Origin of the sequence: Allofournierella massiliensis (assembly GCF_004345265.1) — a bacterium.
In the GTDB taxonomy this organism is placed as follows: domain Bacteria; phylum Bacillota; class Clostridia; order Oscillospirales; family Ruminococcaceae; genus Allofournierella; species Allofournierella massiliensis.
Genome location: NZ_SLUM01000022.1, coordinates 39,200 through 59,719 on the forward strand (window position 1 = coordinate 39,200; position 20,520 = coordinate 59,719).

The following is a 20,520-nucleotide window of genomic DNA, read 5'->3' on the forward strand; positions in this document are numbered from 1 at the left end:
ATGAAAAACCTCCTATATTTTGATATTTAAGAAAGGATCGAGTCCTTGTCTGTCGTGATAATGCCATCAGGGGTATCTCCAACAGGAGCCGCCGCGGCCTTTTTGGCGCCGGACGAAGTAGTGGCAGCTTTCGGCTTTTTCTTCACGGGCTTCTTGGGAGTGGGAGCCTGCGAGGTGGACGATGTAGCAGAAGGCGGCGGGGTTTCCTGCGCTGCTCTCTGCCAGTCGGGGATGTGCGCGGATGCCTTGCAGGAACGGAGCTTCGACGCCTCCGGGTGTTTGGAGTAGTCCATTTTGTCTACCTTGAGGACTTTTTGCCCACGAATGATGACCAGCGCCTGGGTGATAGGCAGCCGCAGGACTTCATCCGGAGTGAGGACGGGACGCTTACCGACGCCGGAGGTCTCCCGGTATTCCGGTGTGTAGTTGGAGATGCGCCAAGTACCAAGTTGTTTCGATTTGCTGGACACTGACACAGAAGCCAGGCCCGTGCGCGAAGAAATAAACTCCGCTGTCAGCTCGTCGGTGCAGCCCAAAAACAGCTGCGCATCGCAGTTGCCCAGTATCTCTTGCCAAAGGTTGAGCGGATAGCGGTTTTGCAGGCCAGCCAAATTTTGGAACACACAGCTCATGGAGATATTCCTTGAGCGGATGACGCTCAGCCGGCGGGAGAGATCCGGAATAGTGCCGCAGGCCGTCAATTCTTCACCCAGGATATGAACAGGCACCGGCAGCTTGCCGCCTTCACAGTTCTTATCTGCATATCGCACGAGTTTGATGAAGCAGAACGATAGGAACAGGCTTGCCAGAAAGTCAAAGGTGCTGTCCTGGTCGCTGGTGACGAGAAAATAGGCGCACCGCTCTTGACCGGGCAGTTCCAGGTCAATTTCATCCCGGGTCGTGATCTTCTTAATGAGTTCTGATTGGAATACCTGCAGCCGGGAGCCAAGGCCGATGATGACGCCGCTCCTCACTGTGTCGCTGGCCTGCTTATACAGGCTGTACGGCGCTTTTGCCGGATGCGTGGGAGGCAGGTTCTCGAAAAGGCTGTCCAAATCAGACTCCCCGCTCAAAGTCAGCAGGCGGTACACCTCGCCGATGTTGCGGTTCTGCTCCGCATAGCTCTGATCCACATAGAGGACCAGGGCTTTCAGCAGATTCATTTCGCAGCTGTCCCAGAAGTGGTCACTCTTCCCGTTGTTCGTCGTATTTTTGATAATGACATCTACAAATATCTGAGCCAGCAGTTCCTGCCCCTCCACTTCGGAAAGGCAGTTCCAACTGTCCGAATTTTCAGGTGAGACTAAATTAAAAATTTTTACGCAGTACCCCTGATCTCTGAGATACTCGCTTGACTTCTCGTACAATTCCGATTTCGGGTCCGAGATAATGAGTGACTCTCCGCGCACCACTGCCTGAAGGATGCGGTTCATACAAAACGAACGGGTCTTCATGCTGCCGCTGGAGCCGTACACGGCCAAATTGCCGTTGATACGGGGCTCTTCGGGAATACAGACCGCTTTGCCGTCCAGCATCCCCAGCACAACGCCTTTATGCTTGCGCAGGTCAGGAACCAGGTCCAGCACGCCGGCCATTTCCTTGCGGCTCATCCAGCCGGAAGTTCCGTAGGTGCCTTTGGCCGAATAGATAAAATTCCGGTCGGTGTCGTATTCGCCGGTATCGCTATAGCCCATACGCATGACCATGAGCAGCAAAATTGCCAGTAGGCCAATGCAGATCAGCGCCCCGTACACCCCATAGGGCGGATGGAGCACAGATGTCAGGCAGGTAAAAAAATCGGGCGACGCCATCTCCGGAGAAGTTCCGTCTCCAGGGATGCCGCCGCCCTGTTTCCAAGCTGCGTAATTGCCCAATAATTGTGCCAAAAAGCCACCGGCATAGAGGATAGTGAGAATGGCCAAAGGCACAGCTATCAGGCCGACAATGAGTTTCTTCTTATTTATGGGAATAACCTCCCCTCGAATTTTGTGAAGTCAATGGTTTGCAGGCGCACCCGGCCACCGCAGTAGCGGCGCAACACATCTGCCTGGAAATCGAAGCAGATCAGCGTGCCGGGGCGTTCCATCAGTTCGAGGGAGGTGTTGAAGCGCACGATCCTGGGCAAATCGCAGAAATAACCGAACAGCACCGGCGTTCCATCCGGTTCTGCGGCATCCTGCTCTATGGCCCTGCCGGGATTTCCGACAGTAAGCCCCTGGGACAGAATACGGTCAAGTTCCGCAGTTTTTACAGGGTCGCACAGTAAAGCCAGTATCACCTCCCCCTGATGGTCATTGGTCAGAAAATAAAAGTGGTCATAGCTGCCATCCAGCATGAAATAATCGTGTTTAGCTCCGCCGGTGCTGGTGAGGATCTGGTAGCCAAGCTCCATGCTGTCGCCCAGCACAAGCCCGTACACATTCTCAGTACGGTACTGCCCAGCAAGGCGCTGTTGACACAGGACGCTCCAGAGCAGCGTTTTTACCCGCAGCTCGGACTTGTAGCGCCATTTCATCAAGGCGGCGCCGCTGTTGTAGGTGGCATAGATGCCGGTAGGCGACAGAAGCACTCCCGCGAACCGGGAACTTCGGATCTGGGTGGTATCCACCCCCATGTCTTTGACTTCGCGGGAACTGTAAAATGCGGGATAAATGACCGCTTCGCCGTTAAAGCCCTGCGGAGCAAAAACCTTCGGCTTTTCATCCGGGTAAATCCCCACTCCGGCATTGTCCATGGTGACATAGGTTTCCGCAAGGCGGTGGAGCCGGAGCCGGCGAGTCATCTCGCTCTTGAGCCGGTTGGTCTCTGCCTCTCCCGTGAGGTAGGATGCAAAACGCTCAGGCCATCCATCCAGCAGAGCGGACTTGGCCCTGGCGCCCAACCGGTAGCCCCGGAGCCTGTCCCGGTAGTAGGTGCGCAGCAGCCCGCTCTTTTTGAGCGCAGTCACGACCGCCTCCAAATAGTAAGGGCTGGCCGGGAGACGGTTGAGCTGGCTGGTGGGGAACTCTCCTGAAATCGCGGTCAGAGATAAAAGCCGGAACGGAAGCGTGTCCGGCTGTGGAAAAGTGTTGGTGCTTTTCCCAAGTAGTCACCTCCTTTGCAGGTGCGGGATTTTTACCGTAATGACTGAGGACTTCGGTAAAAAACGGCCTCCCCGATACGGGGCAATCCCAGAGAAACCGGGCATTTCAGCCGCTTTACTGAATGTCGGGCCGAGGAGGGCCCAAAATGGTCAAAAATCCGAGATGGATTTTAGGCTCGCTTTATGCTCCGACAGCCATTGTGGAAACCGCTGCTTTTCCATGATGTAGATTTTGGTGCAATCCTGGTCACCCAGCTCGGCCGTGTTGTAGGCATCGCACAGCAGGCCGGTATCATCCGCCATTACGAAGGAAGACAGGAGATCCAGCAGCTGCTTTTCTGATAGGTTATCGTAATCGCGTATCCGTCTGTCGGGAAGGGCCCGGTCATAGACCTGAGCGAAGCAGACAACGCAGTCCCGGTAGTGCGGAAGCGGATGCTCCTTTGCATACTGCTCAAGAGCAAAGTAGAGCGGGTCCAACAGGAATTCATCGCTTTGCCGCTGCCTGCGTTTCGGCAGCAGACAGGGAAGCGTCACCTCCAGCACCCCGTCTGCACAGGCAACGACAATGCCGTGCATCACGCCGGCGGACCTGAGATAATCGCCTTTGCAGATGGTGGTGCTGGAATAAATCAGATGCCGCAGACGGCAGGCGATCCGCTCCGCCCGTAAGGCGGCGTCTGTAGAAAGAGTCTCATAGTTATCGGGATAACGCTGGATGTCGGTTGTGTCCAGTGCGTACAGCGCATTACTCAGGCGAGATATGTCGTCGAGAATGCTCCCGATGCGGTGGGATATTAGTTTTCGGTCCAATCATGTGCCTCCTGCTTTCTTGAAGTAATTTGTTTGTCCATTGGCATCTACGGTACAAAACCCGGATACGCCCGGACAGTCGATTTTGGCGATCTGCGCTGGAGTATCGACCAGCATGATGCGGCGGCTCCCGCCCTTGTTGTTCCGCAGGGCATGGCAGACAAGCGCCTCCTGCCCAGCGGTGACACAGGCGACTTCGTATAGTTCGCCGTCGGCAAAAAACACGAGCTTAACAGGAAAATCAGCCGGAGCGTGGTAATCCACCCGCTGAATGAAATCCAGCAGGACCCATACTGCCCGAACAAGCGTCCGGTCAGTTTTGGGCGTCTGCCCGGTCAGAAAAAAGCCGTCGCTATCCGCCTGAAAAATGCGGCCCTGCCTCTCCAAATGAGAAAGCAGGGCCTTTGCAATATCTTCTTTGCCAGGGTGAAAACAAAGAAGCTGCTGTTCACTGAGGCCGGGGTACATCGTCACTGTTCGCAGTAAATCCGCAGCCTCGTTTGCATAGATTTCAGCCCTGGTCTTCACGGGGCTCACCTCCTTTGCTTTATGGGCGTCTTAAAGGCGTCATCAGAGCGCCTTATCCAACATAGGAAAACCAGAAAGACGCCATCAAAGCGTCAAACTGGCGTTATCTCAAAATAATGGGGCAGAAGGCGTCTTATCGGCGTATTGAAATCGTCTGTCAGTGATGATGCTTCCGGAGATTGCAGCAATCTTCTTTGTCGGGATTAACAAAATCCCTCCAGAACTGATAGTGCTCCGTAACATCCTCACAAATTGTTTTTTGCGGAATATGGATCTTCTCTATGATCCGCTGTTTCTCCTCCAATGGAAGATGACAGTAACCGCCTTGCCGTACAGTATATTTAGAGAAATCAACACCTTGAAACCATTTCTTGATCCAAGCATTTACACGCAGAAATTCAATGACGCATTTCTCGATTTCCAGAGAATTCAGCACATCAAAGTCCATGTATTCTTCGATGATGGGACTTAACCGAATCGCCGCATCATAGCCTGCCGCTTGCAGAGTTTGGATCGCACGAATGCGTTGACTGGGGGGACTGGCCTTTTCATACTGGGCTGTCCTCTCATCGTCCAAGCAGGTCACGGTAATTTGGATATGGGCCAGGTCTTTGTCCAAAATCGCCAAATACTCCGGGGAAGAGGGCAGTGCTGATTTCGTAACTATGAGATAGCCTACCCTGCACAGGTTCATTTCCTGAATGGCCTGATAGGTAGTGCGGTACTGGAGTTCACAGGGCTGAAAACAATCGGTCATACCTCCCAGCCTGATGATGCTGCCGGCGGGAAGACTGCGGATTTTCCGCCGCACCTTTTCTATATCTGCAACACGGGGATGCGCTGCGTCCCATAAACCTCGAAAATGGAGCAATGAGCGGGCGTAACAGTAGTTGCAGTTATGCTGGCAGCCACAGCCGTAAGTATCCAGACGGATGTTATATTTGCATTTATCGCCTTCGTTGCCACCAACTTGTTTATAGAAGCTTTTGAATTCGCTTCATATCACCTCCAAAAAGAAATTCGTTTACATTGCTATCAGATACATTGGACTCACCTCATACGAAATGGTTGCGGAGGGCGGTACTGCCCCGCCATCTGTTGGTAAAGCATCCAACCATGTTCTTTACACCACTCCGCGGAATAAGGGGAGGTGTGGCAGCACCTCCCCAATGCCTTTTAAGCAGAGGCCGACTGCTCCTGGCGCTTACGCTCCAGAATTTCCCGCAGCTCCCTGCGGTCTGTGGTTATGAGATCCTTCTCCAGCGGACTGGCTTTGAACTCCACCATAATGTTGTTGTTATTGGTAGAGATCAGGCCGTTGCCCCGTTCAAAGTGTGTGACCTCCATCGTTTCTGCGTCAGAGAGATGGAGGGTGTCCTGGACACGCTCCGCTTCGTCATCCTCCAGATTGAGAATGATCTTAGTCTTGCTGTTGTTGATAATGCCCTTGCCAAAACGCCCCTCATCCAGATTGAAAAAGTCATTGAGATCCTGGCTGGCACAAATCGCCGAGCCACCATAGCCGCGAATCGTTTTAAAGATTTCCAGAATAAAGTCGCCGGCAAGACGGGTGCCAGTGGCGCCGGCGCCGGAGAGCAGCTGCCAGCATTCGTCGATAAAGATCGCTTTTTCCTCAGTCCGGTCAGCTTTGGCGCGGTCCCAGACGAAATCCAAGGCCACAAACATCCCCACAGTCAGCAGATCACCGGTAAGGGAGGAAATATCCAGTACCGTGTATTTGTTGTCCAGCCGTACATTGGTCTGCTTGTTAAAGGTACTGGCGGAACCGTGTACCAGCCGGTTGAGGATATGAGCCATACGGGTGGTTTCCGGTGATGCCTTCAAAATCTCATGCAGGTCACCAAGAACCGGCATCTCCCGATATTGCCCCGGATTGGACGGGTCTTCCAGCGAGGCGTTGTCATGGGTGATCCCTTTGGCATTGTAGGTGCGGATCAGCGCCTCATCCAGCAGTTGGCGCTCCTCGTGGCTCATATCGGGAATGAGCAGACTGAAAAAGATATGCAGCTGCTGGATCTTCGCCGCCAGCTCAGAAAGCTGGATGCCGGGGCCATCCAGCAGTTCGCTGACCGACCGGTCCACCCTGCGGATCTCCATCACGTTGATACAATGGGGACTGGCAGGGGATATCTGAATAAATTCCCCACCCACATTGGCACAGGCCCGGTGGAACTCGTGCCCTTTCAGCGGTGCGACGATGAAAATAGGGATGTTTTTTCGTCTCATCCTCAGCGCCATGAGCTGCATCGTGAAGGTCTTACCCGCGCCGCTGGTGCCTAAAATCGCCATGTTAGCGTTCTTGTAGATCGCGGAATTGAAAATATCCACGATGATGAGAGAGCTGTTGTATTTGTTGACGCCCAGCAAAATGCCGTTGTCATCGCACATCTCGAAGGAAGTGAACGGATAACAGCTCGCTGCGCCGCCGGTCAGCAGGTTGCGCTTGCCACGCTCAAACAGCCCTTTTTCCAGAGAAACCAGCGGGAGGGCAGAACAAAATGCCTGCTCCTCCCGAAAGTGGCAGGTGCAGACATCCATATCCTGTGAAAGAAGGAGCTTTTTCATTTCGCTGACCTTCCATTCCAGATCCTCGACGGAGGGGGCGGTCACAGTAATCAACAGGTTCAGATAATAGAAATCCTCGTTATTGGCAAGGCCCTCCTTTAGAAAATAGCCGCTCCGAATGGCGCCGTCGATGTCGTCAAAGTCTGTGTTCGTATCGCTGGCATCCTTGATTTTGGAGCGGTTGATGCGAAGCTGCTGGCCGACCCGCTGGATAATGCGCTCCTTGGGCTGGCGGGAAAGGAACATGTCAAGGTCAATGCCATCGCCGGCATTGACGATCAGACTCAGCCAGCCGGCGGACACCTGAGTTTTGTACCCATCCGACGGGACAAGCAGATAGGCGTAGTACAGCCCATCCACGCAGATATACCGCCCGTGGGTGAAGTCGATGCTTTGGGGGGCGGCAAATTCCGCCGCCGGGATACGGTCAATTTCATCCTCCCGGCCCTTGGCGCGATACTGCGATACGACTTCCTGCGCCCGCACCGACAACGGCTTGACCGCGCTCTCATTCCGGCACAGCAGGTTGTAGAGAACATCTACGGTAAATTCATCTTCATTTTCAGGGACAATGACCTCGTTTCCGCATTGACGCAGGTAATTGGAGGCCGTGTGTACCGCATTCTGCAGGGATTGGATCGCCTCATCCTCCTGTTCGGAACGCCGGGTGTTGTTCCAGGGTTCATACTCAAAAATCAGGAAGAAACGGCGTGTGACCGCCTCATGGGAGCCGACCTGCTGCACAAAGTTCAGGTAATCCTCCTGCATCAGCCGGCACTGCTCGTTTTCTTCCTGGGCCATCTCACGGCGCACAGTGTCCAAATGCCGGTCAATATCCGCGCGGCGGGTCAAAACCTTGATCTGCAGCTTGATGGGAGAGATCTTCAAATAGGATACAAAGGAATAGATGATGTTCCGCTGCTCCCTGGCGCTGCGCAGCATAAAGTTGATGGGAACGACCTCTACAACCTTCACAAAACGATGATCTTTGGTATAAATAATGCCGTTTGCGATCTTCTCAATGGGAAGATAGTCCGCCACCGGATTGATGCAAGCCGGCTTTTCCTCCCTGATGCGGGCGGGCCGTTTCGGCGGGTGTTCTTTCCGGTGCGCCTTTTTTGCCTTTTTATCTGTTTTCTTGACAGAAGGCTTCTTTTTAGAACTTTTCTTAGGCCGGAGCTTTTCACGGATCTCATAGCTGCGGACTTCATCAAACTCGGCGGGGAAGTCGGTTTCCCTGGTTCGCCGGTGTTTTGGGGTTCTGGGCGTCTTTTCACGGGGAGGACGCTGCTTGAGATGCCGGCCAGCGGGCTTTGAGCCTGCCGCTTTTTCGCTGTGTTGCTGACTGTCTCCGCCTACAACGCGGCGGTTCCGCAGGTATTTCAGAAAAGTGACCAGAAACTGCGACAGACTTTCTCCTGAGATGCCAATGAGGGCAACCAAAGCCACCGGAAGAGCGGTCAGGCACAAAGCAATAATGCGGGTGGTCAGCCCAAACGGAAGAAACACAAAGACCGGCGCTCCAATGGCAAATGCCAGGACGCCGGCCTCGATCACATTCCGCGCACGAAACATACCGCCGAAAAAGGTGCCTGTTTCTATGAAGTTCGGCGGTATGATGTAAATATCATGGTCATTTTTGTTGCTCATTGATTACCTCGTTTCTGATGCCGAGGTGCGGTACAGTCAGCCAATAATCCAGAAAGGACCGCCTGCTGCCGCACGGCGGCTTGCTTCATTTAAGATGATGGACAGATCCCAGAGCTGTTCGCTGCGTTTATAGCTGGCTGGGTCAGCGACCATGATCTGGCCGTCTTTTACCCCGCGCAGTACAATGAAGTGGCCGGAGGAGGTAAAATGGCCCTCGGACATGATCGCCACGACCAGTTTACCTTCAGCAAGGGCGTCCAATATCCGCTGGGGTTCAGATGTTGTACAGCCTGATACCGGAAGCCCCCATTCCTCTGCTGCGGCGGGGATCAATGCGTGATAGGAACCGCTGCTTTTGCACCAGTACCCGTTTTCATAGGACCAGTGTGCCATTTTTATGGGGTCCACCATGTCATCTGTCAGCGAGGAAACAACGATAGCCATGGCGGTAGGGCCGCACCCATAGCCGCCGATGTTGTCGGTGCCGTAGGGCTGGCTGGCGTAGCGTTCATCCAGCTGATTGTAGTAAACCACCGGCGTCACTCCATCGCTGAAGGTCACATCCCCCAGTGAGGGGATGCTGTTTCCGGTCCATTCAACCAGATTTTGCAGCAATCCATCGCCAAGGAACAGACTGAGGTTAGAAGCGTAATCCGCAGCCAGTTCCTTTTGCTCGTCGGTAAGGGAAAAGACACTATCGGCAAGATAGGACTCACCGTTGTAGCGGATGGTATAGACCATCCAAACCTCAATGGTTATGGTATCCTCCCCGGTCTCCGGGTCTTCGATTGTGACCTCACGGTTCTCCCGCGTACTGGTATAGGAGTAGAGATGTTCTTTGTTCTCCCGCAGGACGGCAGCCAGGTCATCCAGTGAAATGCGCTCAAAATCCTCATCCCGTGCAGCGCAATACTGAGAGATGATGAGATTAGCATTATAGACAAGGCCGGAGGAATAGGGATTTTTGACTTCCATCTGGTCAGCCCCGGAAGAAGCAAAGTCCGCCTCGATGCGAACCATTACATCGTCCAGCGCCTCACCCAAGATAGAATTGATGGTAAAAGTGATGTCATTGGCGCTCTCCACAATGGCAGTTTCGCTATTGAGGATAGGCTGTTCCGTGTCCGATGGCGAAAAGGCATTGAGCAAGCCGCCGAAAATCAATCCAGGCAGCATCAGAATAAACAGGACCGGAAGCAAAAGCAGAATAACGATGACGGCGATGATCTTGCCGATGTGTTTGCGCCCGGCCCAGACTGCTCCGGCGACAGCTCCATAGGGGCCGCCGGCGGCCGCACCCTTTGCGGCGCTGGAAATCGCCTTGCCGGCCTTGATGGCGCCTTTGACCATGTGCGCCGCAGAAGCGGCGGTGTCAACCGTTTCGGCAAAGCCGTCCTTGTGTTCTTCAGCCATCAGATCTTATCCTTTCGTTTGGGAGTGGGCGGCAGCTTTTTCACGATAGACTCGTTGTAAGCAATCGAGCCGTCCGGAGCCATGTAAGGCGTCTTATCCACCGCATCGGCCGCATACTGCTTGTACCAGGCGGTGCCATCAACCGCATGAACGGTTGTGTACTGACCTTCCGGCGCCACATACTGGTCTGCGTGATACATACCAAAAGCGATGCCTTCAGGATGTTCCGGCGTGACTTCCGTGCCAGTAATCCGCCCACCGCCAATCTCAACATTCTGGTAGGTGGGGATGTTCTCTGCTCCCGGTTCCAAAGCCGCATGGCCCATGTAGGAATGCAGGGCCTCCACAGCCTTGTCGCCGGTAATGGTCCCCATCTGCGTGATATTTCCGGTTGCGACCGAGCCGATGACATTATTGGCAAAACTGCCTCCCTTGCTCACCGACGAGGAGTAGATATGCCCACCGACGCCGCCTGCGGCACCGCCGACCAGACCGCTTAATCCAGAAGGTTTGGCATCAGAAGGAGTTGTAGCTGTTTTGACCGCATTGTTGGTAACATTCCGCTTGATCACGCCAGCCAAGCCGCCGCTGGCAAAACCAGCGCCAAATCCGGCGCCGCCGCCTTTCCCACCGCCGCTTGCACTGACATGGGTGGAATGGCTGCTGCGGCCTCCACTAAAATGATTGCTGGCGAAACTTCTGAAACCGCCGATCCCTCTGGCCGCAATCATGGCCTCTGCCAGCATACTGCCGCCGGTATGGCCGACGTTGACGCCCAAGCTAGCCATGAAAGAATCGATCTTCTGCGATACTTTGAGGAATCCGATTGCGCACATGAACCAGATCAGGACATTTCCTGAAACCGCTTCTTTACCCACGGCATCCACCTGCGCCTGAACTTCTTCTTCGGAAATGGCGAAGGCCGGCTGGCAGAACAGGCAGGAGAGCGCCGTAACCATCAGCGCAAGGAATAAAATTTTTTTGAATCTTTTCAAAGCGCCCCTCCTTACAAAGAAAGCGGGTTGGAGATAAACGAACCAACCATGCTCGTGAACAGGCGCAGGCACCAGGCATTCATCAAAAGAAGGAAAATTTGCCCGCCCAGCATCCGGCACCAGGATTTCCAGATATTCGATGTGGTCTGACTTGCGCCCATAGAAAAAGCCACCGGCGCTGTGTAGACCAGCACACCCAGCAGGACATACCGCTCCGCCGCTTCCAGCAGCAGTTTGAGGTAGTTCCATGCCAGAATGATGACTAAAATCAGGGTGATGAGGGCCACAGCTCCGTTGGCGCATACGCCAATGATGACCAGCATCACGGAGTTGAAGTCCGCAAAACTGAGCGCCGGCAATTCCGAGTCCATGATCCAGTTGTAAGGCGTGCCGCCGATGGTCAGGACTAAATCGACGATCTCGTTGGAGAAAAACGCCAGAAGAATGAAAATGACGGACCGGATGCTCAATTTGAGCGGATCTTCCGCTTCAATGCCGGCTCCCAAGCCAAAGTTCTTAAACAGCTGCCATACCCAGTTGAGCAGAATGATACCGATGCCTAGCGCCACAAAAACACTGTACATCGTTTCAGCAGCAGGGAAATAACGGAGAAATACCGCCATATCGCATCCCAGAGCGCCTAAAACCGAGATGCTTATCAAGTCGAGGCCTGCCATGACCTGTTCCGCGATCCACTCAACAATGCCGTCCAGAATACCCATAGTTCATGCCTCCTTCCAATGGGTATCAATGCGGCGGTTATACGTCTGTCCACTGACCTCCCTCGAAGAAGGGAACGACATAGGACAGGATAAAACCGAGGCTGTTCAGGATAGCCCAGGTTATGACGATTCGCTTGAGCCATGCCCGGCTTTCATCGACTGTTCTGCCGGAGCGGGAGAAGTTCATAAGCAGTAATGCCACCGAAGCGGTCACAATGGCTGCAATGGTGGAGATGGCGAGGATCTGCGTGTAGACATCCTGCATGATCTCCTTGGCCTTTGTCCAAACATCGTCTGCGGCAAAGGCCGGCTGGCAAAACATCATCGCCATCGTAATGCAAAGAAACGCCGTGTAGGCGATCCGGCCGACGGGAACTCGACGAGGCGGGCTGCTGTCATTTTCCCGGTGCTGCTGTTGAGGAATTTTCAGTTTTTTCAATTTGCGGACCTCCAATCCAAATGTGATATTGACTGCTCAAAAACAGAAAGAGGCCCACATCCTTGCAGATATGGACCTCTTCCCAGCCGAAACGGGCAGCAAAAAAGCACTTTGCAAAAAGGTGCCGGCGACTGCCCGTGTTCGGGTTTGGATATAAATTTGAGCATATTCAGTCTAACACATCTGGATTTACGGCTCAAGGGCAGGACTGCGCCAATTTCATTCCCGTGTTCTGCCAATTATTTGCCTGCTGGTTTTTCGGTGGTCTTTGAGTCCGGGAAAAACTGTTCCAGCATATCCAGACTGTCCTTGGAGGTGTAGCCCCACAGCACGGAGCTGAGGGCGTCAATGGCCTCCCGCCGCCTGCGATAGTAAGTGCGGAAGGAGATGTCCCGAATGTGCGGGCGCAGCTTTTCGATGATCTCTTCCACATTTTTGAGCTGCTGCGGGGAGAGGAAGGAATAATACAGCAGCCAATAATATGCCTCGCCGTTCTTGTGCCGGTTGCGCAGCAATTCGATTGCCGAATCCAGGAGTTTCAGCATCTTGTGGCTGCGCTCGATGCACTTGGCATGGTGTTCGATATCGCTGCCGTTCAAATCGGCGCCAGCGAGATAGACGGAATCCAGGAAGTCCTCAATCGAGGTACCGTATTCGATCTCGAACTTAGCCCGCACATGCTGGACGGAGATCTCCAGGCTCCACACAACATCACGGTATTTTTTGAGCAGTTTCCAGGTATCATGGTACAGAGGGTTTTCAGCAACATCTTTTTCAACAAATTTCTTCATGGTTATGCCTCCTTTGGTTCAAAACTCCGCATTGGGAGTAAGTGTAAGTTCAAACGAAGTGACTTGCCGATTGCCGCACAAAACAGCAAGGCCGAAACGGATCGGGGGCTGTTCCCGCGCGCGGGGAAATAAATCTTCCCGGCAGTCGCCCGATAAGGGATATAACTTGTAGTAAGAGAGCTGGCATCCAAAGCAGGAAATCCCTTGTGCCATCAGGATTTCCGCCATTTTCTGAAGGATAATTTCAATGTGCGATTTTGAAACGCTGGCGAGTTCATCTGAAACGGTAACTTCATGCTCCAAAGCCAGTTCATTTTGCACGGTCTCACCGTCGTCCGGGAGCTCCAGACGTATATTGAGCGTCATAGCGACCTCCTCTTTGTCCACCATCACATCAGAAATCTCGAACATGGTAGACAGGTAATTTTGTAAATAGATCACGCTGCCATGCCGGCCTGGGAAAGCCATCAGGGAGATATAGTCCAGGCCAGCCAGCTTTTTGAGAATGCGGCCGACTGTGGCGCGGGATAGTCCCCAGCGGGCAGCCAACTCACTGTAAGTAACCAGCGGATTCCCTGTGCCGTTGCGGAAATAGGCCACCGGGCCAAGGTCTGAGCCCTGGACCTGGCTATCGTTGTAAATGGCCGATACCCAAAGGTCCAGTACGATGTCCATCTCAGAACATCGTCCAGAGCTGACCAGATCGGTGACGATAGAAACCGGCAGGAAAAAGAAACCGGTGTCCTTTTGGCAGGGGGCGTTATACTCCAGCACGGTGTTGTGCTTGGACCAATCGCGGATCTTGTAGCGGATCACATTGCCTCGCCCCAGCGTCTGAAAGGAAATAAGGTGCTGCTTTTGCAGCTGCTCCAGTACCGTGAGCGCCTGGCACTGGAACCGGGTGCGGAACCATTGCGACAGCTCTTTCAAGGTGCAGACCCATTCGCCGGGGTAGACGGTATAGCTGATACCATCAATACGGCGGTATGAGGTGCGAAAATTTGCATAGCTGCAAAGCGCCGTAAAATAAAAAAGGCCGGAGCCTCCGCTTACACGAATGCTCCGGTCTTCCATAAGATGGCGGATGAATTGTCGATAAATTCGACAGCGTGGGTAGTCCACCACCTGTTTAATTTGTAATTGATAAGCTGGCATGGGAACCTCCTAATTTTAAGGTTGATTCTATTGCATAAAAATGATAAAATAAGCCCGGGATGTGCATAAAAGCAACACATCCCGGGCGGCCTCTTTGCTAATAATCTGCTAATTTGCGTTTTCGCATTAAGCTTAAAAATGCCGTCTGCTAATTTTTTGCTAATTGCGCGAAAGGTACTCCAGCACCTTGAAATTGTGCAAAATGACACAAAACGGCGTGAAAAACCAAAAACCTATTGGGCTAATTTAACACAAAACGAAGTGGAATGCAGTGTAAGGGAATCGTAGGGCAAAGAGTTAGTTGTTCTCCTAAGCGAAAGGCCGTGGGTTCGAATCCCGCCAAGGACACCAGGTTCAATGCCGAAAACCCCTGATAATGTGAGGGTTTGGTAAGGATGTTTTTAAGATTTAGGTTTTGCGGTATAGTATGTTGCGTACTATACCGCTTTCCCTTTCCACAAAGTGACCTTTGAGTGGTCGAATACTCCGATATGGTTATAGATAATTTCAATTTCCTGTAAGCGTTTACCGCTGCTCTTATCAGGAGCATGGACAATAATTTTGTCGATAAACTCATGTACAATTTCTGGTGTTAGTTCTGTAAGGTTAGTGTACTTGCGGACTACTGAAAGAAATTGCTTTACATCCACAGATTGTTTTTCTTCTTTCTGTAATTCTTTCTCTAAGGAAGTCTGTTCTTTCTGCAAAGTATGCTGTTCTTCCTCATATCCTTTTGAAAGTTTCATAAAGCGCTCATCTGAAAGTTTTCCACTAATATTGTCTTCATAAATCCGTTGAAAAATTTTGTCCAACTCTTGAATACGGGAATGGATTTCTGTAAGCCGTTTTTTCTTTTGCGACAGTTCTTTATTTCTTTGCCGCATATCCGTATCCATGACCATCTGAACAAATTCATCTTCATAATCTGATACATAGCGGATAACTTCTTTCAGGTTTTCCAGCACAATTTGTTCGACTACTACATTACGAATATAGTGCATAGTACATGATTTTGAATTGTGCCGGTAATTGCTGCATACAAAATTATGTTTCTCTGCGCTCTGTGCCATTTGCCTATGAAATGTCATTTTGCTTCCGCAATCTGCACAGTAGAGCAAACCAGAGAACATAGGCATATCCCCCATTTTGGTAGGGCGGCGTTTTCCGGAACGGATTTTCTGTACAATCTCAAAGGTTTCCTTGTCAATGATTGCTTCATGGGTATTCTCAAAAATCCTCCATTGTTCAGGACTGTTATCAATTTTTTTGCGATTTTTATAAGACTTAACATGGGTCTTAAAATTCACAGTATGTCCTAAATAATCCATTCTTTCTAAGATGTGAGATACCACAGTTGCGCTCCACAGATACTTGTCAGGTGGAAGAACGGTTCGTGGCTTTTCCCCATGCTCTAACGCATAATAAGTAGGGCAAAGAATTTTTCTTTCCGTTAGAATATTTGCAATTCGTGTCGGTCCATAACCATTGACACATAAACGGAAGATTTCCCGAACCACTTCGGCGGCTTCTTCATCTATAAGCCATTCCTTTTTATTGTCAGGATTCTTCATGTAGCCATAAGGAGCGTGAGAACCGATATGCTCGCCTGCCATTCCTTTAGAACGTTTGACTGCACGGATTTTTTTGCTGGTGTCCTTTGCGTACCATTCGTTGATTATGTTACGAAATGGGGTAAACTCATTCTCCCCCACATGGCTATCCACGCCATCATTGACAGCAATAAAATGGACATCCATGTTCGGGAACATAATTTCTGTGTACATTCCCACCTGCAAATAATCACGCCCAAGTCTTGACATATCTTTGACTATAACGCGTTTGATTCTTCCTGCTTCGACCTCTGCAATCATTCTTTGAAAATCTGGTCTGTTGAAATTTGTACCAGAAAATCCATCATCTACAAAAAACACATAAGGCTGATACCCATGTTCGATTGCATAACGCTTCAGGATTTTTTTCTGGTTAATAATACTGTTTGAATCACCCTCCTGTTTATCATCTTGTGAAAGCCGACAGTATAATGCGGTTAATTCCTCTGTTTGATTTCCAATCGGATAAATGGAAGTGATAGTGTTGTTTGACTGCTGTAACATAAATACCTCCTATCCGACAGTCAAACAGACAATGCTTTTGCAACTTTATTGTACCGCATTTTCTGTTTTCTGTCTGCCCTGTTTTATAGCAAAATTATTGTTTCAAGTCATTACGGATAAGCCTTTTTACTTTCGTTACTGCGTCTTCCTGTGCCTGTTCTTTTGAACGGGATTTTACCACATAACAGGTGTTTCCTATCTGGTATTCCCGTATCATTTCAGGGACAGGATTCTTTGTGTTTTCCATAAGATAACAACCTCCTGTTATTTTCTTTGAAGCAAACCGAACAGCTTTCGCTAAAGCTCATGGGAATCTCACCCCTGCATGGTTCTCATCCAGCCGTACCCTTTGCCAACGGTGCTAGATCATCACACGGACTAAGGCTGTACGGAAGTATCATTATCACGATAGAAAGGTCATGGCGGCAGCTCTGCGGTAAGCTGCTTATGGAACGCTGGCAGGAATCGCTATCCGGTTTCATCCCTCCTTTGGTGGGTTACGGCGTGCCAGCCCAACGGCTCTCTTTCTATCGAAACGTATTCGGCTGCTTTATGCTGCGTTGATTAGACGCTTTCTTTTTCAAGGAACAATCCGGCTTTGTTAGCCTGTTAAAATGCACTGGTGATAATGCACTTTAATAGACTGGCAAGCTCTGTCTGGGAAGCATGGGCTTGTCCATGCTTCCACAGGAGAGCGTTATTTTTATTTTGGTTCCCTGATTTCAAAAGATAAAATCTTTGCAATCAGACGTGTTTCCATCCGGCGGCGTAGGGTTTCATCTACAACCATGTGGGTATTCCCATATTCGTCTTTCATGGGACGCATGGAACGGCTGGCAATAAAACCGCTGTAATGGCGTACAATCTGGTTGACTGCTTCAATATCGCCGTCCGCAGCCCTTACAATCACAGGAAACGGAATCATAGGGTGCTTTGCTGTCATGCTTCCTCCTCCATAAATTTTTTGATAAATTCTAGTCCGGCGTGTCTTCTTCTCTGGATAGTAGAACGGTTGACTTCCAGAATTTTTGAAATTTCCGTATCGTCAAATCCAAGAAAATAATATCTCAGGATAACATCACGTTTCTTTCCATCCAGATTTTCTAATGCTTCTGCTAACAGGCTGTTTTCAATACGGACAGTAAATCCATCCATTTCAAAAGTATGGAAGTGGGATGGATAGGTGTCTTCGGAAGAAAACAGATTAACGGTGTAATCGTCCATATCACAAAACAGGGTTTCCCGTTTGCACTGTCTGGACAACGCTTTGAGATAGTCTTTGCGTTCATCTTCCATAGCGACTTTACAGATGTAATCAAACTGGTTCTCTATGGTTGTCTGAAATTCAGATGGCTTCATCATTACTCACCCCCTTTCCAGCCTTGAAAGGGAGCGAGTTGATAGGAATTTCTGCTTCTTTCCCCCTTTTCGCTCTTAGTCCCGACAGGACAGGGGGTGCAGTTGCATTTTTGAATAAAAAAATACACCCATTTTAAAATAAAAATGAGTGCATAAGAAATAACAGTAGAATAAATATGACTTGTCAGTTCATATTCAAAGTCGGACTTCCACAGTGGGGGAGCTATACTTTTTTTAATGAATGTAACTTATGTATGCTGTACAGCAACAAAGAAATCCCCATAGTGGCAATCCTCCTAAATGCCACTACTCATTATTCTGTGTTATCGTTGGTTCAAGAATAGACAAAAAGAAGCGGCGGCTCTAAAAATCAAAGCCACCGCTTCAAAGGCGCGTGAAAATCTATCTGCGATACGACGGCTTTTTTTCTTTACCGTCGTCCGGCAGATTATATATCATTATGTTGTCGATTGAACACTTTAAGAAGAATAATAGTACCAATGAAAATAATAACCATGACGCTTGTACTTAATGCCGGATAATATACAACTTTTTCATCATGTGCATAATTTGAAAACACTAGCCCTGTCGTCATAGGGTATAAATTGATAAGGTTTCCGTCAGCAAGGAATATTCCGCAAAACCCATAGAAGAATGAGAAGATTACCCCAGACAAGAATTTGTCCTGCTTTCTCGTTGTTATAACAATGACTGGAAGAACTGCAATATAGCAACAGGTACTTACAATAAATAGCTGTTCAAGGCTTATCAGGCAAGAATTGAAATTTATATCTGCACAATTCATTATTCCCGCAATTACCAGAGTGACAATAAAACTAAAAATCCACTCAAAGATTACCAAACCATAGCCTACTATTAGTTTAGATAAGATTAACCTAAATTTTGAAACCGGAACAGTCAATATATTTTTTAATGTAAAGTCGGTATATTCCCGGTTAATAGAATATCCAACTACCAATGTAAAAGTGAACGGAAGAAATAAACTAAAATGGTTCCAGATAACTCCCTCTGAAAGCCCCGCGTAACTAACAACGCTGTTGTTGGTTCCAGCTAATTGAAACGCCGCTAAAATAATTGAAAAAAGTACAGATACAATTCCAAGCCAGAGAATATTGTATCGTTTATATTTCAAGAACTCTGTTTTTATTAGTCGCACCATTTCTAAGCACCTCCTAAATTTCCTGCTTGCTTTTATAAATAATCGCAAGCATTAGTGAAGCAATAGCTGTTAATATCAAAATACCAATACATGCGGGAGAACTTAAAAACCAGTCGTCTAATCCGTATGTTGGTCCCGTAGTCATGTGAGGTAAAGCCCATCTAAAAACAGCCGACAGAGGGGATAATACGTTTGACATAGCAAAAACAATAGCAAAACTTGCGCTTGCATAAATAAACGATAGGATTATTGAAAAAATATATCCTTTTTTGCTAAGACATTCGATAGCGATAACAGGGAGTATGGAAACTGCCACCATAACGCCAATCAAGACTCCAAGCAATAGCCTGTAAAGAATATGGTCGGCACTACCTATTATCAATCCCCCTATTAAGGTTGCGGCATTTGTCGCAAGAGAATAAATAATGGAAAATATCAATATTGTAATTACTTTTGCAGTAATTAAGGCTGCTGTGGAAATAGGAATTGTGTTAATGTTCTTTTGGGTTCCATTCGTCTTTTCTGAAAAGAACAATATAGCTCCCAAAATTCCTAAAACCGTTGGTAATAATAAGAAATACCCAAACACTCCAATATTCAAATAAAGCCAGTCAAATCCTAAATTGCTTTTAGCTGCAAATGTAGTCATAGGAATAGGAAACAAAGCGGCTGCAAAGATAGTTAAAAATATAAATTTTTTCCGCTTTAATTTAAGAAATTCACAATAGACCAATTTAAGCAATTCCCTCGCCTCCCGTCACTCGCTTGAAGTAATCTTCAAGACTTTCTTCGCAGGTATGAGCTTCTGATACCTCCAATCCATTTTCCACAAAGGCAGTTACAATTTTTCCTACGGATAAGTCAAGGTTATGCAAGCGTAAGTTATGGTCGTCCTGTATAGAAAAATGGCTTTCGTGGAAAGTACGTTCCAAAATTCTTGCTGCCTGTGCGGTATCAGAAAGAGTAAATCGAATATGTTTGCTACTTTTTTGTTCCAGTTCTGCAAGGCTTTCTTCTTCCAGTAGTTTGCCATGGTCGATAATACCAATGTCATCAGCCAGTAGTGCGATTTCTGAAAGAATATGACTGGAAATTAAAATTGTTTTTCCTCTTGTGTCACAAAGCTCACGAATAAAAGAGCGAACTTCCGCAATACCGATAGGGTCAAGCCCGTTGATAGGTTCATCTAAAATTAAAAGTTCCGGGTCGTGCATAACAGCAAGTGCAATCGCAAGACGTTGTTTCATACCAAGCGAATACTGGGAAAACAGTTTTTTGTCCTTATAAGGCAGTCCTACTAAATCTAAAGCGTCTTTAATCGCATGATTGTTTGGCACACCTCGTAAGGTTGCAAAGATACGCAAATTTTCCGTAGCAGTCAGATTAGGATAAAAGCCGGGGGACTCAATCAAGCTACCGATACGGGGCAAAAGTTTCTTTTTATTCCCCTGCAAAGCCTTTCCCCATATTTTGAATTCGCCGGAAGTAGGCTTTGTCAATCCAAGCAGCATTTTCATAGTAGTTGTTTTTCCGGCTCCGTTTCTTCCAAGCAGTCCATAAATTCTTCCTCTCTGTACATGGATATTTAAGTCAGCAACACTCTTTTGTGAGCCGTACTGCTTTGTAAGATTTTTTGTTTCAATGATATATTTTTTGTCCATATTCAAACCTCCTGTTCTGTAAAGTATTCTAT

The 20,520-nt window shown here is 49.2% G+C and carries 19 protein-coding genes; all 19 read right to left on the reverse strand.

Annotated elements, in window-relative coordinates:
• Positions 1-26 precede the first annotated feature (26 nt).
• Positions 27-1,946: a VirD4-like conjugal transfer protein, CD1115 family gene (locus EDD77_RS12720; protein WP_394326285.1), complete on the reverse strand. Its 1,920-nt coding sequence runs from the start codon at positions 1,944-1,946 to the stop codon at positions 27-29.
• A gap of 14 nt (positions 1,947-1,960) precedes the next feature.
• A complete protein-coding gene (locus EDD77_RS12725) occupies positions 1,961-2,947 on the reverse strand; it encodes a hypothetical protein (protein WP_242868423.1) in 987 nt (328 codons plus the stop codon).
• Positions 2,948-3,232: 285 nt separating this feature from the next.
• The gene (locus EDD77_RS12730; protein ID WP_058965451.1) at positions 3,233-3,895 is read right to left on the reverse strand and encodes a DUF6100 family protein; all 663 of its coding nucleotides are present in this window, start codon (positions 3,893-3,895) and stop codon (positions 3,233-3,235) included.
• Complete coding sequence (locus EDD77_RS12735) at positions 3,896-4,423, reverse strand: DUF5697 family protein (protein WP_058965452.1); 528 nt, start codon at positions 4,421-4,423, stop codon at positions 3,896-3,898.
• 157 nt (positions 4,424-4,580) lie between these two features.
• Positions 4,581-5,357 (reverse strand): SPL family radical SAM protein, encoded by a 777-nt coding sequence (locus EDD77_RS12740; protein ID WP_341439633.1) that lies wholly within the window; start codon positions 5,355-5,357, stop codon positions 4,581-4,583.
• Between the two features lie 242 nt (positions 5,358-5,599).
• Positions 5,600-8,659, reverse strand: coding sequence for a PrgI family protein (locus tag EDD77_RS12745; protein ID WP_058965454.1), 3,060 nt, complete (start codon positions 8,657-8,659; stop codon positions 5,600-5,602).
• A gap of 36 nt (positions 8,660-8,695) precedes the next feature.
• Positions 8,696-10,072, reverse strand: coding sequence for a C39 family peptidase (locus EDD77_RS12750; RefSeq protein ID WP_058965455.1), 1,377 nt, complete (start codon positions 10,070-10,072; stop codon positions 8,696-8,698).
• Complete coding sequence (locus EDD77_RS12755) at positions 10,072-11,067, reverse strand: hypothetical protein (RefSeq protein ID WP_058965456.1); 996 nt, start codon at positions 11,065-11,067, stop codon at positions 10,072-10,074. The genes EDD77_RS12750 and EDD77_RS12755 overlap by 1 nt, the downstream gene beginning before the upstream one ends.
• An 11-nt stretch (positions 11,068-11,078) precedes the next feature.
• Positions 11,079-11,789 carry a hypothetical protein gene (locus tag EDD77_RS12760; RefSeq protein WP_058965457.1) on the reverse strand — a complete coding sequence of 237 codons (711 nt, stop codon included), beginning with the start codon at positions 11,787-11,789 and terminating at the stop codon, positions 11,079-11,081.
• A gap of 37 nt (positions 11,790-11,826) precedes the next feature.
• The gene (locus EDD77_RS12765) at positions 11,827-12,228 is read right to left on the reverse strand and encodes a fimbrial protein (protein WP_187120506.1); all 402 of its coding nucleotides are present in this window, start codon (positions 12,226-12,228) and stop codon (positions 11,827-11,829) included.
• Positions 12,229-12,467: 239 nt separating this feature from the next.
• A complete protein-coding gene (locus EDD77_RS12775) occupies positions 12,468-13,019 on the reverse strand; it encodes a hypothetical protein (protein ID WP_058965459.1) in 552 nt (183 codons plus the stop codon).
• Positions 13,020-13,037: 18 nt separating this feature from the next.
• Positions 13,038-14,174, reverse strand: a complete 1,137-nt coding sequence (locus EDD77_RS12780) for a MarR family transcriptional regulator (RefSeq protein WP_058965460.1) — start codon at positions 14,172-14,174, stop codon at positions 13,038-13,040.
• A gap of 437 nt (positions 14,175-14,611) precedes the next feature.
• The gene (locus EDD77_RS12785; RefSeq protein ID WP_058965461.1) at positions 14,612-16,288 is read right to left on the reverse strand and encodes a recombinase family protein; all 1,677 of its coding nucleotides are present in this window, start codon (positions 16,286-16,288) and stop codon (positions 14,612-14,614) included.
• A gap of 94 nt (positions 16,289-16,382) precedes the next feature.
• On the reverse strand, positions 16,383-16,535 hold the full coding sequence (locus EDD77_RS12790) for a transposon-encoded TnpW family protein (protein ID WP_077138574.1): 153 nt from the start codon (positions 16,533-16,535) through the stop codon (positions 16,383-16,385).
• A gap of 456 nt (positions 16,536-16,991) precedes the next feature.
• The gene (locus EDD77_RS12800; RefSeq protein WP_009255079.1) at positions 16,992-17,231 is read right to left on the reverse strand and encodes a helix-turn-helix domain-containing protein; all 240 of its coding nucleotides are present in this window, start codon (positions 17,229-17,231) and stop codon (positions 16,992-16,994) included.
• Positions 17,228-17,650 carry an RNA polymerase sigma factor gene (locus EDD77_RS12805; RefSeq protein WP_022615780.1) on the reverse strand — a complete coding sequence of 141 codons (423 nt, stop codon included), beginning with the start codon at positions 17,648-17,650 and terminating at the stop codon, positions 17,228-17,230. Before EDD77_RS12805 ends, EDD77_RS12800 begins: the two co-directional genes overlap by 4 nt.
• Before the next feature lie 445 nt (positions 17,651-18,095).
• Positions 18,096-18,827 carry an ABC transporter permease gene (locus tag EDD77_RS12810; protein WP_058965462.1) on the reverse strand — a complete coding sequence of 244 codons (732 nt, stop codon included), beginning with the start codon at positions 18,825-18,827 and terminating at the stop codon, positions 18,096-18,098.
• Between the two features lie 13 nt (positions 18,828-18,840).
• Positions 18,841-19,569, reverse strand: coding sequence for an ABC transporter permease (locus EDD77_RS12815; protein WP_058965463.1), 729 nt, complete (start codon positions 19,567-19,569; stop codon positions 18,841-18,843).
• Positions 19,562-20,488: an ABC transporter ATP-binding protein gene (locus tag EDD77_RS12820; RefSeq protein ID WP_058965464.1), complete on the reverse strand. Its 927-nt coding sequence runs from the start codon at positions 20,486-20,488 to the stop codon at positions 19,562-19,564. The genes EDD77_RS12815 and EDD77_RS12820 overlap by 8 nt, the downstream gene beginning before the upstream one ends.
• Positions 20,489-20,520 lie beyond the last annotated feature (32 nt).

What these genes read in the sequence shown, in the direction of transcription:
- EDD77_RS12775 (WP_058965459.1), bottom strand. Translation starts at nt 13,019, where the DNA reads ATGAAGAAATTTGTTGAAAAAGATGTTGCTGAAAACCCTCTGTACCAT.
- EDD77_RS12745 (WP_058965454.1), bottom strand. Translation starts at nt 8,659, where the DNA reads ATGAGCAACAAAAATGACCATGATATTTACATCATACCGCCGAACTTC.
- EDD77_RS12820 (WP_058965464.1), bottom strand. Translation starts at nt 20,488, where the DNA reads ATGGACAAAAAATATATCATTGAAACAAAAAATCTTACAAAGCAGTAC.
- EDD77_RS12800 (WP_009255079.1), bottom strand. Translation starts at nt 17,231, where the DNA reads ATGACAGCAAAGCACCCTATGATTCCGTTTCCTGTGATTGTAAGGGCT.
- EDD77_RS12785 (WP_058965461.1), bottom strand. Translation starts at nt 16,288, where the DNA reads ATGTTACAGCAGTCAAACAACACTATCACTTCCATTTATCCGATTGGA.
- EDD77_RS12750 (WP_058965455.1), bottom strand. Translation starts at nt 10,072, where the DNA reads ATGGCTGAAGAACACAAGGACGGCTTTGCCGAAACGGTTGACACCGCC.
- EDD77_RS12805 (WP_022615780.1), bottom strand. Translation starts at nt 17,650, where the DNA reads ATGATGAAGCCATCTGAATTTCAGACAACCATAGAGAACCAGTTTGAT.
- EDD77_RS12760 (WP_058965457.1), bottom strand. Translation starts at nt 11,789, where the DNA reads ATGGGTATTCTGGACGGCATTGTTGAGTGGATCGCGGAACAGGTCATG.
- EDD77_RS12790 (WP_077138574.1), bottom strand. Translation starts at nt 16,535, where the DNA reads ATGGAAAACACAAAGAATCCTGTCCCTGAAATGATACGGGAATACCAG.
- EDD77_RS12780 (WP_058965460.1), bottom strand. Translation starts at nt 14,174, where the DNA reads ATGCCAGCTTATCAATTACAAATTAAACAGGTGGTGGACTACCCACGC.
- EDD77_RS12810 (WP_058965462.1), bottom strand. Translation starts at nt 18,827, where the DNA reads ATGGTGCGACTAATAAAAACAGAGTTCTTGAAATATAAACGATACAAT.